This is a genomic window from Sphingomonas sp. LaA6.9, assembly GCF_022601895.1.
Taxonomy (GTDB): Bacteria; Pseudomonadota; Alphaproteobacteria; order Sphingomonadales; family Sphingomonadaceae; genus Sphingobium_A.
The window spans coordinates 90,178-103,752 of record NZ_JAKVIO010000006.1; the positions used below are offsets into that span (position 1 = coordinate 90,178).

Sequence of the window (13,575 nt, forward strand, 5' to 3'; positions counted from 1 at the left end):
ATCTCTGTCTTTCCTCAGCCGTACCGGCCCGTGATGTAGTCCTTGGTCCGCTCCTGACGCGGATTGGTGAAGATCTCCGACGTTTCGCCATATTCCACCAGGTTGCCGAGGTGGAAAAATGCGGTGCGCTGCGAGACGCGCGCGGCCTGCTGCATGTTGTGCGTGACAATCACGATCGCATAGCGCCCGCGCAGTTCGTGGATCAGTTCTTCAATTTTGGCGGTCGCGATGGGATCGAGCGCCGAGCAGGGCTCATCCATCAGGATCACCTCGGGATCGACCGCAATGGCGCGCGCGATGCACAGGCGCTGCTGCTGACCGCCCGAAAGCGCGGTGCCGCTGTCGGACAGGCGATCCTTCACCTCGTCCCAGAGCCCCGCCTTGCGCAGCGCCTGCTCGACGATCGCGTCCATATCGGCCTTGCTTGCCGCAAGTCCGTGGATGCGCGGACCATAGCCGACATTCTCGTAGATCGACTTGGGGAAGGGGTTGGGTTTCTGGAACACCATGCCGACGCGCGCGCGCAGTTGCACCACGTCCATCGAAGACGAATAAATGTCCTCGCCGTCGAGCCTGATGTCGCCTTCGACCCGTGCCGAGGCCACGGTGTCGTTCATGCGGTTGAGCGTGCGCAGGAAGGTCGACTTGCCACAGCCCGACGGGCCGATGAAGGCGGTGACATTCTCCATGTCGACGTCGATCGAGACGTTGTCGATCGCGCGCTTGTCGCCATAATAGACGCTGACGCCGCGTGCGGTCATTTTTGATTTTTCGGTCATTTTTTCCATTACCAGCGACGTTCGAACCTGTTGCGGAGATAGATGGCGAGCCCGTTCATCGTGAGCAGGAAGACGAGCAGCACAATGATGGCGGCGGATGTCTTCTCGACGAAGCCGCGGCTCACTTCGTCCGACCAGAGGAAGATCTGGACGGGCAGCACGGTGGCGGGGTCGGCGATGCCGCCCGGGGGCGTCGCGATGAAGGCGCGCATGCCGATCATCAGCAGCGGCGCGGTTTCGCCGAGCGCGCGCGCCATGCCGATGATCGTGCCCGTGAGGATGCCTGGCAGCGCGAGCGGCAGGACATGGTGGAACACCACCTGCACAGGACTCGCCCCGATACCGAGCGCGGCGTCGCGGATCGAGGGCGGCACCGACTTGATCGCGTTGCGCCCCGCGATGACGATGACGGGCATCGTCATCAGCGCGAGCGTCATGCCCCCTACCAGCGCGGCAGAGCGCGGCAGGTGCATGAAGTTGAGGAACACCGCGAGCCCGAGCAGGCCGAAGATGATCGAGGGTACCGCCGCGAGGTTGTTGATCGACACTTCGATGAGGTCGGTCCAGCGATTGCGCGGGGCATATTCTTCCAGGTACACCGCGGCGAGCACGCCGACCGGGAAGGCGAGCAGAAGCGTGACGAACATCGTCAGCAGCGAACCCTTGAGCGCCCCCCAGATGCCCACGCGCGTCGGATCGGTCGAATCCGCGGAACTCAGGAAGCTGGTGTTGAAGCTCGTGCTGACGCGTCCTTCGGCATTCAGCCGCTGATAGATGGCTTCGGCTTCGGGCTCGCCCTTGCCCTTGGCGGCGAGGTCGATCGCGGTCGAGGCTGGAACCTCGATCTCGACCGAGCGCGACAGGACGGAGGGATCATCGCGGACCGCGTCGCGAACCTTCAGCCAGGCGCCGTCCGACAGATAGTCGGCGCCGTCCGGTCCGAAAGCCGCGACGGCCGCGGCCGCGGTTGCGCCCTCGATATCGGCGCTGGCCAGCGCCATCCCCGCCTGCGGTCCCTTGAGCGCGGCTGGATCGAGGATCATCGCGGCGCGGGGGAAATCCACGGGCAGCCCGATCTCGGTCTGGGTAAAGCCGCGTGCGCCGTTTCCGAGCATGGTGACAAGCAGGAAGACGAGGAACGCGACCGAGATCAGCACCGCGCCCATCCCCAACAGCTTGAAGCGGCGTTCGGCGGCGTAGCGCCGGGCGATGCGGCGCTGCATCGCGTCGGTCTTCCAGTCGGTCGGCTTGCGCGCAGCCCGGGTGACGGGGAGGGGGGCCTCGACGGTCATGGCCTTACTCATATGCTTCCCGATATTTCTTCACGACGCGGAGCGCGACGATGTTGAGCAGCAGCGTGACGATGAACAGCACGAGCCCGAGCGCGAAAGCGGCCAGCGTCTTGGCGCTGTCGAATTCCTGGTCGCCCGTCAGCAACTGCACGATCTGTGTGGTGACGGTGGTCACCGAGGCAAAGGGATTGGCGGTCATGTTGGCGGCGAGCCCCGCCGCCATCACCACGATCATCGTCTCGCCGATCGCGCGGCTCACTGCGAGTAGCACGCCGCCGACGACGCCGGGAAGTGCCGCCGGAAGCAAGACCTTGCGGATCGTTTCCGAAGGGGTCGCGCCCATCGCCAGCGAACCGTCGCGCATAGATTGCGGCACCGCGGCGATCGAATCGTCCGCCATCGAGGAGACGAAGGGAATGATCATCACGCCCATGACGATGCCGGCGGCGAGCGCGGATTCCGACGATGCGCCGCTGATCCCGATCGAGGCCGCGAAATTGCGCAGCGCGGGAGCGACCGTGAGTGCCGCGAAATAGCCATAGACCACGGTCGGTACACCCGCGAGAATCTCGAGGATCGGCTTCATCCAGCTCCGCGTCCTGGGCCTGGCATATTGCGTCAGGTAGATTGCGCTCATCAGGCCGAGCGGGATCGCGACGATCATCGCGATGATCGCGCCGATGAAGATCGTGCCCCAGAAGAGCGGGATCGCGCCGAACGACCCCGACGACGCGGGCAGGTTGGATGCGGGCGGGCTCCATTTGGTGCCGAACAGGAACTCGGCGGGTGACACCATCGAGAAGAAGCGCACCGATTCAAACAGCAGCGAGGCGACGATACCGACGGTCGTCAGGATCGCGACGAGCGACGCGACGAGCAGCGTGACCATCACCAGCCGCTCGACACGCGTGCGTGCCCGGAAATCCGGCTTGATCCGCGTAAAGGCATAGGCGCCGCCCGCAAAGGCAAGGATCATCGCAAGCACGGTCCCGATGACGCCATATTTGGTGGTCGCCTCGGCATAGGCGGGGGCGAGCGCGGTTGCCTGCGGGTTGAAGGCGGTCTCGATCGCGCCCGTGCCGAGCGCGCGCGCTTCGGACAGGATTGCGGCGCGGTCCATGCCGAACGCGGGCAGGTCCGCGGCGGCGGGCGATGCAAGCACCGACTGGGTGATGAGCCCGGGCGATACCGCGCCCCAGACGGCAAGGAAGATCAGTGCGGGCAGCGCGGTCCACAGGCCGACATACCAGCCATGATAGGCGGGAAGCGAATGGGGACGGCTGCCCCCCGTACCGGCGAAGCGCGTTGCGCGCATCCGCGCGGTGACCCAGGCGATAAGCCCGAGGCCAAGCACGAGAAACAGGAGTGCAAGTGTGGACACCGTTGGTCTTGCGCCTTTCGTGAGTGTCGCGCCGAATTGACGGGCCGGGCGGGAGGTCCAGCGCCTCCTCGCCCGGCCGGGTTACAGGGTTATTTCAGGTCGCTGCCGTTCATGTAGGTCAGCTTGGTCGCGACCTCGGCATTGGCGGCGCGTACCGCGTCGGGCGAGGCGATGAGGCCGCGCTTGGCGAGGTAGCCGTCAGGGTTCCAGGCGGACGCATATTCGCCGAGAAATTCCTTGAGGCCGGGAATGGCGTTCAGATGCGCACCCTTCACATAGATGTAGAGAGCGCGCGCGCCGGGATAGGAGAAATCCGCGATCGTCTCATAGGTCGGCGCCACGTTGTTGATTTTCACGCCGTTCACGCTTGCCAGATTTTCCTCGAGGAAGCTGTAGCCGAGCACGCCGATCGCATTGGGATTGGCCGCCAGCTTCTGAACGATCAGATTGTCGTTCTCGCCCGATTCGATATAGGCGCCGTCCTCGCGGACCTTGGTGCAGAGATCCTTGTGCTTGTCGGCGTCGCTGGTCTTGAGCGCCTTCATCTCGGCGTTCGCGTCGCAACCCTTTTCGAGGATCAACTCGGCGAGCGAGTCACGCGTGCCCGAGGTCGAGGGCGGGCCGTAAACCTGGATCGCGACCGCGGGAAGCGCGGCGTTGACGTCCTTCCAGGTCTTGGCGGTGTTGGGCTTGCCATAGGGATTGGCGGCCAGCGCCTTGTAGATGTCCTCGGTGGTCAGCGCCATCTTGGGGCCGTTCTTGGCCTCGATCAGCGCGAGCCCGTCGATGCCGACCTGGATCTCGACGATGTCCTTGACGCCGTTCGTCGCGCAGTCCTCGAACTCCGACTTCTTCATGCGACGCGAGGCGTTCTCGATATCGGGGTGGTTGGCGCCCACGCCCGCGCAAAACAGCTTCATGCCCGCGCCCGTGCCCGTCGATTCGACCACCGCGGCCTTGAAGCGCGGGTTCTTGGTGACGAACTGTTCGGCAACCGCGGTCGTGAACGGATAGAGCGTCGAGGAGCCGACCACCTTGATCTGGTCGCGCGCGCCCGAGGCACCGGTTCCGGCCTCATCGCCGCAGGCAGCAAGCGCGAGCGCCGAAACGGCGACGAAAACGAAATTCTTCAACATCTGGATCTCCCCTGCCGCATGGATGGCGCGGCTCGGTGCCGCCCCTAGCAGTGTGTCTTTGGGCTTTTGTTGCAGTTGTGTGTCAGTTTGATGACAGTGCACCCGGCGCGGCCGGCAGATTGACCGTGACGGTCGTGCCCTTGCCCTGGATGCTCGCAATATCAAGGCGTCCACGGTGGCGTTCGACGATGTGCTTGACGATCGACAGGCCGAGGCCGGTGCCGCCCATCGCGCGGCTCCGACCCGAATCGACGCGATAGAATCGCTCGGTGAGTCGCGGCAGATGCTCGGAGGCGATGCCTTCGCCCTCGTCCTCCACCGACAGCCGCACCATCGAATCGCCGTTGCGCGACATGGTGATCCGGATCGGCGTGCCCCCGCGGCCATATTTGATCGCGTTGCCGACGATATTGTGGAGGAGCTGCGAGAGCTGCGCGCGGTCACCCGCGACCGGCGGTACGCCCTTGTCGATCACGATCATCAGATCGCGGTCCCTGCCATCGGGGCTATCCTTGACCACGCGATTGACGTCGCCGACCAGCGTCGCGAGGTCGACCGCATCGTCGGGCGCGCGGTGCTTTTCGGATTCGATCCTTGAAAGCGAGATGAGGTCGTCGACGAGCGTCTGCATGCGCCGTGCTTCCTTCATCATCACGTTCAGGAAGCGATTGCGCGTTCCCTCGTCGCCGCCGGCCTCGGGATCGCCGAGCGTCTCGATGAAGCCCAGGATCGCGGCGAGCGGCGTGCGCAGTTCGTGGCTCGCATTGGCGACGAAATCGACGCGCATCCGTTCGGCGGCGTGCGCCAGGCTGCGGTCGACAAGATGGACCAGCCGGCGGCCGTCGCCGAGCTCGGCGACATGCATCAGCCAGCGTTGCTCGCGGGTCCCAAGCCCGACCAGTTCGATCCCCCGGTCGGAGTTGCCGCGAAAGCTGCGCGCCAGATGCTCGGCCGCGGCCGGGTGGCGGATCGCGGTACGAATGTCCTCGCCCGTGATATGCTTGCCCAGCAGCGCGATCGCGGCGCCGTTGGCGTTGAGCACGCGCCCTTCGCGCACCAGCAGCACCGGATCGGTCAGCGCCTCGAGCACCGCGGCGGTCGTATCGGCAGCATATTCGTCGGAATGGATCGCGGCCGGTGTCGCCTCGCGGATGTTGGAAAGCGGGTAGATCGCCAGCAGCACCGCGCCGACCCCCCCGAGAAGGAAGACGAGTATCGCCTCGAGACCGGTGCCGAGCGCGATCCCCACCATCGCGGCGATGCCGACGATGACGATGGCGGCAACGGTCCACGCGGAATCAAGGGGCCTCATGCCGCGCCTCATAGCCGATTTCGTGACAATGTAATGACACAAATGCCGCTTTGCGCAGCGCTCGACGCTGTGCGGTGCATTCGCACCAACCACGGAATTCTTACCGCCTTGCGCCACGCAACCTGCTGAAGTTAATGTCCCGCCGACAGATCGGAACGAGGGCGCGCGCCTATGATCGATCCGCAGCAATCGCACGCATGGCTCGTCGGCGGCGGCATTTCGTCGCTGGCTGCGGCGGTCTTCCTCATTCGCGACGCAGGCGTGCCCGGACCGCATGTGCATGTCCTGGAGGAAAGCACGATCGCGGGGGGCGCGCTCGACGGCGCAATGTCTCCTGCGCAGCGCGGATATGTCACGCGTGGCGGCCGCATGTTCGAGGAAGAAGCGTATGACACGCTGTGGAACCTGCTCGAAACGATACCCTCGCTCGACGATCCGGCGCTTAGCGTTCGCGAAGAGATCCTTTCATTCAACGAGCAGGTGAAGACCGAATCGCGCGCGCGGCTGGTGGCGCGCGGACCGAATATCGTCAACGCGCGCGCGTTCGGCTTTGACCTTCAGGACCGTGTCGCGATGATGCGGCTGATGACCACGCCCGAGCAACTGCTCGGCACGCGCCGGATCGACGAGATTTTCTCGGCGCATTTCCTGGCATCCAACTTCTGGCAGATGTGGCGAACCACCTTTGCTTTCCAGAACTGGCACAGCGCGGTGGAACTGCGGCGCTATTTCCTGCGCTTTGCCCGGGAATTCTCGCATCTGAACACGCTCTCGGGCGTAAGGCGGACGCGGTACAACCAGTATGATTCGATGGTGCGCCCGATTCAGCGCTGGCTGGAGGCGCAGGGCGTCGATGTGCGCTTCGGCGCGCGCGTGGTCGATATCGACCTGACCCAGATCGAGCCTGCATATCGACGCATCACGCGCCTGCATATCGAAACCGCAGCGGGACCGGCGGCAATCGAACTGGACGACCAGGACACCGCGTTCATCACTATCGGGTCAATCACCGCGGACGCGTGTTACGCCGGCAATGACAGCGTGCCCGATCTCGTCCGCGATCGACGTGGCGGTTCCTGGCGGCTCTGGGAGACGCTGGCGATGAAGTCCGGCGATTTCGGACGTCCCTCGGTATACTTCGGCAATATCGAGGAGAACAAGTGGGAGTCCTTCACGCTCACCATGCATGGCGATGCATTGTTGCGGCGTATCGTCGCATTCTCGGGCAATGAGCCCGGCACCGGCGCCCTGATGTCCTTCGTCGATTCTGCGTGGCTGCTGTCGATTGTGGTGCCCTGTCAGCCGCACTTTCTCGATATGCCGCCGGATACCTTCACGCTCTGGGGGTACGGGCTCCACATCGACATGCCCGGGGATTTCGTCAAAAAGCCGATGTCGCAATGCACCGGGCATGAGATACTGAGCGAGCTGGTACACCATCTGGGCTTCGAGGCTGCGCTCGACGAGATCCGCGCGAACACCGACGTCACCACCGCGATGCTCCCCTATGCGTCCTCGCTGTTCAGCTGCCGCGCGCTGGGCGACAGGCCGTTGGTGGTGCCCGAAGGGGCGCGCAACTTCGCGTTCCTGGGACAGTTCACGGAGATGCCCGTCGATGTCGTCTTCACCGTCGAATACTCGGTCCAGGGCGCCATGCACGCGGTCTACACGCTCTACCGCCCCGACGACCTTCCGCCGGTCCGGCATACGGGTCTGGAGCCCGGCGTCGCCTGGAATGCGCTGCAAACGCTCTTCCTGCGACGATAGGAGGCTGCCTCGTCAGGCGGATAGATAGTTAATCGCGTCGCTTCGCCCAAGGTTTACGAATATGTAAGCGGGATCGGGCGAAAAGGGCGTGATATGAGCAAGATCGACAGGCAACAGGACGAAGGTCCAGGCATAGCGACGCGTCGCCAGACGCTGATGCTTGGCGCCGTCGCGGCATCGGCGGTCGTCTCGATCCGCCCGGCGCTCGCGCAGGCGACCGGATCGGTGCTCAACTGCGACATTCCCGTTCCCGAAGCCGGGCGCGCAGGGCATCACATCGCGGCCGACGGCAGTCTCGTCCCGCGCGATACGCCCGGCGCCTTCGCGCCGGCGCCGCGGCCGTTCACGGGCGAAGAGGTGAAGGCGGCGCTCGACGGGCGCTCGCTTCCGGGCACCACCATGGAACAGAGCCAGGCCTATACCAACTATATCCGCCGGCTTCAGCACGGGATGAGCGGCTTTACCTGCTATGCCTCGCTGCAGAACCCGCGGGGCTGACATCTTGCCATGCCCGGCCCCGTATATCGCGCCGAGCCGGCCAGGCATCTGTGTCGCGTTTCGCTCGACACGCTCGACCTGATCTATCATCGCGCGTCGGGCATCACGCATGTCGTGGCCGAGCCTGTGCCGCAAATCCTTGCCGCGCTTGAACGAGGGCAGGCCGATGCCGCGGAGGTCGCCCGGCGGCTGGCGGCGACGCACGACATAGACCCGCGCGAGGCCGAACCGGTCGTGGCGGCGCGGTTGGCTGAACTGGAGGCCGTCGGACTGGTCGTGCGGGCATGAAGCATCAATTTGATGTTCGCATCGGCCCGGTGGGATTTCGTGTCGGCTCGGCCTGGCCGCAGCCCATCGCCCGGCTCGCCACGCTGTACGCCGGCTATCCCGCGCCCGAAGACGGGATTGCCGATTTCACGGTACGGCTCGAGCCCGAACGCCCCTGGCGGCGCTGGGTGCGTCCGTCGATCGCGATAAGCGGCGACTTCATGCTTCCCGACGCCGCGCCGCTTTCGCTGGCGCATGGCCTGCTCGCCGCCGAAATGGGCATGAACCTGCAAATCGCGCTGGGGCAGCGCCGTTACCTGCTGCTGCATGCATCCGCGGTCGAGCGCGATGGGCGCGCGTTGCTGATGACGGGGCATTCGGGGGCGGGCAAGTCGACGCTGGCGGCCTTGCTCGGCGAGCGCGGATGGCGCTTCATGGGCGACGAGTTTGCGCTCCTCGATCCCGTGACGGGATTGATCCATGCGTTTCCGCGCCTCGTGAGCCTCAAAAATGGCGCGATCGCGGCGATGGAAAAGGAAGCCGCCGACGATCGCTTCGGACCGCGCCTTACGGGAACCCCAAAGGGTGATATCCGTCATCTGCGTCCCAATGGCCGTGCGGTGGCCGAAATGGCGGTGCCTGCGAAGCCTGCGCTGATCCTGTTTCCCCGCTTCGGCTTTGACGCCGCCGACCGGACGATGGGCGCAAGCGAGGTCTTCGTCCGGCTGACCCAGGCTTCGACCAATTATGTGGCGCTGGGCGAGGCCGGATTCGATGCCCTGTCGACGCTGGTGCGCCGCGTTCCCGCGCGCGCCATCGACTATCCCGACGCTGCGACTGCGCTTGGGCTGGTGGAAATGCTCTGGGCCGAGCTGGTCCGATGATGGATGCGATGTCACTCGTACGTGCGCTGCGCGATCCGATGTCGGCATGCCAGCTGGATGCACAGGGCTGGACCGGGCTGATCGCGGTCGCGCGCGCCGAACAGATGATCGGCACGCTGGCGCATCGACTGAAGGGAATTCCGATGCCCGACGCGGCGGCGCGCATATTGGCAGATGCGCGCTTGTCCGCCGAGCATTGGCGTCGTGCTGCGCTGTGGGAGGCGGAGGCGGCGCGCCGCGCGCTGGAGCCGCTCGGCTGTCCGGTCATTCTGCTCAAGGGCACCGCCTTCGTTGCCGCCGGGCTTGATGCGGGGCGGGGGCGTGCGATCGGCGATCTCGACATTCTGGTGCCGCGCGACCGGCTGGACGAGGTCGAGCATGCGCTGCTGGAAACGGGGTGGGAATGGGTGAAGCCCGATGCCTATGACGACGCCTATTACCGGCGCTGGATGCACGAGCTGCCGCCGCTTATTCACCGCGAACGCGACCGCATGATCGATGTCCATCACACCATATTGCCACCGACCGCGAGGATCACGCCCGACGTCGGAGCACTGATCGCGGACAGCGTTCCGCTCGGGAGCGGGCTTCGCGCGCTCTCGCCGCCCGACATGATCTGCCACGCCGTGATCCATCTCTTCGCCGACGGCGATCTTTCCGGCGGGCTGAGGAATCTGTGGGACATCGACCGGCTCTTGCGCGAGTATCGCGACGATGCTTCGGTCTGGGAAGCGCTGCCGCACCGCGCGACGCGTCATGGCATCACAAGGGAGTTCGAGCGCGCCATGCGCCTTGCCGAACGGCTCTTCGGTTCGCCGATGCCCATCGCGCCAAAAAGCCATGCGCTCGACGCATTCTATGCCCGGCGCCTCACCGCGCGCGACGGATGGGGGCGCGAGACGCGCAAGGCGCTGCGTTTCGCGTTCTACGTCAGATCGCACTGGCGACGCATGCCGCCGCTCATGCTGGCCCGGCATTTGTGGATCAAGTCCCGGCGCTGAGCAGGTTCAGCGTCCCCGATCATTCCAGTCGCTATGCTCGGTCGTCGTCGCGACGCGCAGCGGCGCAAGCGGCCGCTTGACCGGGTAGCCGTGAAGCCAGGCGCGCCCCGCGGCGAAGCTCATGACGGGGAAATAGTCGGGCACCAGGCCGGATTCGCGCACCTCGTTGGTCGTGCTGTCGAGCACGAGAAACCTGCCGCCCTCACGCACGGCGAGGATCGCGTGATCGCTGCGTCGCGCGCCGTCGCGGACCAGCACCAGGAAAAGATCCTCGGCGCGAAATCCCATGCTGGCCAGCAGCGCCATCTTGGCGATCGCATAATCCTCGCAATCGCCACGTCCACGCGTCAGCGTGACAGCCGCCGGCGACCAGAGATCTGGCCGGCCATCCAGCGACTGATCGCTGGCATAACCCAGATGGTCATTCACCCAGCGGCTGACATGTTCGAGCTGGCCGGTGCGATCCATCCGCCTTGCCTGCGCGAGCGCCGACGACCACGGGCCGCCGCCAGCCAGCGTCGTGGGACTCAGCTTGCGCAGGCGCGCATCAAAGGGCGTGTGATGAACGGGGATCGCGACCGATCCGAATATGGCGGGACCGCCCGATGCATCGAAGGCCGCGGCATCGTCATGGTGTCGAACGGGCGCGCCGCGTTCTGCAGCGGCTCGGCATGGTTCAGCTGCGTTCTGCGCCGCCGATTGCTGTCGTGCGATCATCTCGGAAAAACGGTTGCCACAGGCGGGCTCGTCGGAATCGCCCGGATGCGCGGCCACGGAGGTCAGCAGCAATATGACCCAAATCGTTCCGCAAGCGAACCATCTGAGGCGGAATTTTGGGCGGATTGTCGATGGTGCAATATTGGACAAGTGACGATTGCGCGTCGCGCTGACTTGCGAGCGCCAGTCATGCGAACATGACGCTTCGGGCCTTTCGGGGAAATTGCCGATGTACATCGGCATTTACTCCCTAACGAGTATGCATCCCCGCCCGAAGCTTTCGTTCGACAACATTATTACTAAAGTGACACAATATGTACAACTATAATTATAGATTAATACGGCTTTGCACTTTACCTATTGCGCAAATATGCACCTAACATTTGGCGGGGCGGCCCACCGTTTCGGGAAGTTTGGCCGCGCGGATCGGGGTCAGCCGAGCCGTTCGAGCGTGGGGATCAGGCAATCATAATGGTCGATGATCGCATCGGCGCCGAGTTCTTCGACGGGGTGGGTCAGAAATCCGAACGAGACGGCTATGGACGGGATTCCGGCATTCCTTGCGGCCATCACATCATAGATCGAGTCGCCGACAAATGCGGCACGGCCGCCGCCGGCGCGCGCGATCATTTCATGGATCGGCATGGCCGAAGGCTTGGCATTGCCCTTGCCCATGGTATCGCCGCCGATCAGCGCGTCAAAACGATCGCGAAGGCCGAGATCGGACAGCAGCTTCTCGGCGAAATGCTCAAACTTGTTCGTGCAGACGGCCAGCTTGACGCCCATCGCGGCGAGCCGGTCCAGCGCGTCGATCATGCCGGGAAAGGCGACCGTGCCGCCGGACAGATTCTGCTCATAATAAGCGAGCAAGATCCCGTAGAGCCGCTTCATCTCGTCTTCCGGGCAGCCGCCCGTCGCTTCGAGGCCACGCTCGAGCATCCGCTTCGCACCGCCGCCGATCATGGGTTTGACTTCATCGAGCGAGAGCGCCGGGCGCCCGGCGACGCCAAGCGCATGGTTCACCGCATCGGCCAGGTCGCGGCTGGTGTCGAGAAGCGTGCCGTCGAGGTCGAAGCCGACCACGGCAAAAGGAAATTTCGTCATGGTCCGGGGCATGCCCGCTGGGGGATAGCGTTGGCAAGCCGGACGTGGCAATGCGCGCTCAGGTTCGACAAGGAGTAAGCATGAGCCAGCCGCCGATTGCCGCCATCGTTCTCGCCGCCGGGCAGGGGACGCGGATGAAATCGGATCGGCACAAGGTGCTCCATCCGATCGCGGGCCATCCGATGCTTCACCATCTTCTGGCAAGCGTCGATCGGCTGCACCCCGCCGAGAAGGTCGTCGTGGTCGGCGCGGGCCGCGAGCAGGTCGAGGCCTCGCTTGCGGGGCGCGGCGTCAAGGTCGCGGTGCAGGCCGAACAGCTCGGCACCGGCCATGCCGTGCAGCAGGCCGAAGCCGCGCTTGAGGAGTTCTCGGGCGACGTCCTCATTCTTTATGGCGATGTGCCGCTCGTGACCGCCGGGACGATGCAGCGTCTGCTCGACCGGTTGAACGCGCCCGACGCGCCGGTCGCGGTCGTGCTCGGATTCAGGCCCGCCGATCCGGGGGCCTATGGCCGCATCATCGCGGAAGAGGACGGCGTCATCCGGCGCATGGTCGAGTTCAAGGATGCGACGCCCGAGGAGCGCGGGATGACGCTCTGCAATTCGGGCCTGCTCGCGGTGCGCGCTGCCGATCTCTTCGCGCGGCTCGCGCGCGTCGGCAACGACAATGCCGCGCGCGAATATTATCTGCCCGACATCGTGATGCTCGCCGCAGCGGACGGCCGCCGGAGCGCCGTGATCGAGGCCGACGCGTCCGAAGTGGCGGGCGTGAACAGCCGCGCCGAGCTCGCGGCGGTCGAGGCCGAATGGCAGCGCCGTCGCCGCGCCGAGGCGATGGCGGCGGGGGTTACGCTCACCGCGCCGGAGACGGTCTGGTTCGCGCACGATACCGTCGTCGGCCGCGACGTGACGATCGCGCCCAATGTCGTCTTCGGTCCCGGGGTCCATATTGCGGACAATGTGACCATCCATGCCTTCAGCCATATCGAGGGCGCGACGATCGAAAGCGGGGCCGAGGTTGGCCCCTATGCGCGCTTGCGGCCCGGCGCGATCCTGCGCGAAAAGGCCAAGGTCGGCAATTTCGTCGAGGTGAAGAAGGCGGAGCTTGGCATCGGCGCCAAGGCCAATCACCTCACCTATCTGGGCGATGCCAGCATCGGCGCGGGCGCCAATATCGGCGCGGGCACGATCACGTGCAATTATGACGGCTATTTCAAGTACAAGACCGAGATCGGGGCAGGGGCGTTCATTGGGTCGAACAGCGCGCTTGTCGCGCCCGTGAAGATCGGCGATGGCGCGATTGTCGGGGCGGGCTCGGTCATCACGCGCAATGTCGACCCTGATGCGCTGGCGCTGGGGCGCGGTGGGCAGGAAGCGAAGCCGGGCTGGGCCAGGCGGTTTCGCGACATGATGAAATCCAAGAAGGCAGGTTGAGCGT

At 65.1% G+C, this 13,575-nt stretch carries 13 protein-coding genes; 6 read left to right on the forward strand and 7 right to left on the reverse strand.

The annotated features are described in order from the left end of the window. Window positions 1–14: 14 nt before the first annotated feature. The 5 genes from pstB to MKI88_RS05015 form a co-directional block, all read right to left on the reverse strand. On the reverse strand, window positions 15–788 hold the full coding sequence (gene pstB / locus MKI88_RS04995) for a phosphate ABC transporter ATP-binding protein PstB (protein WP_241629856.1): 774 nt from the start codon (window positions 786–788) through the stop codon (window positions 15–17). Continuing rightward, window positions 788–2,071 (reverse strand): phosphate ABC transporter permease PstA, encoded by a 1,284-nt coding sequence (gene pstA, locus MKI88_RS05000; RefSeq protein WP_241629857.1) that lies wholly within the window; start codon window positions 2,069–2,071, stop codon window positions 788–790. Before pstA ends, pstB begins: the two co-directional genes overlap by 1 nt. Window positions 2,072–2,075: 4 nt before the next feature. Continuing rightward, window positions 2,076–3,452 (reverse strand): phosphate ABC transporter permease subunit PstC, encoded by a 1,377-nt coding sequence (gene pstC / locus MKI88_RS05005; RefSeq protein ID WP_241629858.1) that lies wholly within the window; start codon window positions 3,450–3,452, stop codon window positions 2,076–2,078. Window positions 3,453–3,541: 89 nt separating this feature from the next. Next, on the reverse strand, window positions 3,542–4,588 hold the full coding sequence (locus tag MKI88_RS05010) for a substrate-binding domain-containing protein (protein WP_241629859.1): 1,047 nt from the start codon (window positions 4,586–4,588) through the stop codon (window positions 3,542–3,544). Window positions 4,589–4,670: 82 nt separating this feature from the next. Further along, a complete protein-coding gene (locus tag MKI88_RS05015) occupies window positions 4,671–5,900 on the reverse strand; it encodes an ATP-binding protein (protein WP_241629860.1) in 1,230 nt (409 codons plus the stop codon). A 171-nt stretch (window positions 5,901–6,071) separates the two neighbouring features. On the opposite strand from MKI88_RS05015, the gene MKI88_RS05020 reads away from it, so the two are divergent. The 5 genes from MKI88_RS05020 (at window position 6,072) to MKI88_RS05040 (ending at window position 10,317) form a co-directional block, all read left to right on the forward strand. Then, on the forward strand, window positions 6,072–7,667 hold the full coding sequence (locus MKI88_RS05020) for an oleate hydratase (protein WP_241629861.1): 1,596 nt from the start codon (window positions 6,072–6,074) through the stop codon (window positions 7,665–7,667). Window positions 7,668–7,760: 93 nt separating this feature from the next. After that, window positions 7,761–8,165, forward strand: a complete 405-nt coding sequence (locus MKI88_RS05025) for a hypothetical protein (protein ID WP_241629862.1) — start codon at window positions 7,761–7,763, stop codon at window positions 8,163–8,165. A 9-nt stretch (window positions 8,166–8,174) separates the two neighbouring features. Next, the gene (locus MKI88_RS05030) at window positions 8,175–8,453 is read left to right on the forward strand and encodes an HPr-rel-A system PqqD family peptide chaperone (RefSeq protein WP_241629863.1); all 279 of its coding nucleotides are present in this window, start codon (window positions 8,175–8,177) and stop codon (window positions 8,451–8,453) included. Beyond that, window positions 8,450–9,316, forward strand: coding sequence for an HprK-related kinase A (locus MKI88_RS05035; protein ID WP_241629864.1), 867 nt, complete (start codon window positions 8,450–8,452; stop codon window positions 9,314–9,316). The genes MKI88_RS05030 and MKI88_RS05035 overlap by 4 nt, the downstream gene beginning before the upstream one ends. After that, the gene (locus MKI88_RS05040; protein ID WP_241629865.1) at window positions 9,313–10,317 is read left to right on the forward strand and encodes a nucleotidyltransferase family protein; all 1,005 of its coding nucleotides are present in this window, start codon (window positions 9,313–9,315) and stop codon (window positions 10,315–10,317) included. Before MKI88_RS05035 ends, MKI88_RS05040 begins: the two co-directional genes overlap by 4 nt. 6 nt (window positions 10,318–10,323) lie before the next feature. Here MKI88_RS05040 and MKI88_RS05045 read toward each other — a convergent pair whose 3' ends face one another. After that, on the reverse strand, window positions 10,324–11,106 hold the full coding sequence (locus tag MKI88_RS05045; protein WP_241629866.1) for a transglutaminase-like cysteine peptidase: 783 nt from the start codon (window positions 11,104–11,106) through the stop codon (window positions 10,324–10,326). Window positions 11,107–11,466: 360 nt separating this feature from the next. Continuing rightward, a complete protein-coding gene (locus MKI88_RS05050; RefSeq protein WP_241629867.1) occupies window positions 11,467–12,138 on the reverse strand; it encodes an HAD-IA family hydrolase in 672 nt (223 codons plus the stop codon). A gap of 80 nt (window positions 12,139–12,218) precedes the next feature. Between MKI88_RS05050 and glmU the strand changes: the two genes are divergently transcribed. Further along, entirely contained in the window at window positions 12,219–13,571 is a 1,353-nt protein-coding gene (gene glmU, locus MKI88_RS05055) for a bifunctional UDP-N-acetylglucosamine diphosphorylase/glucosamine-1-phosphate N-acetyltransferase GlmU (protein WP_241629868.1), read from the forward strand. Window positions 13,572–13,575 lie beyond the last annotated feature (4 nt).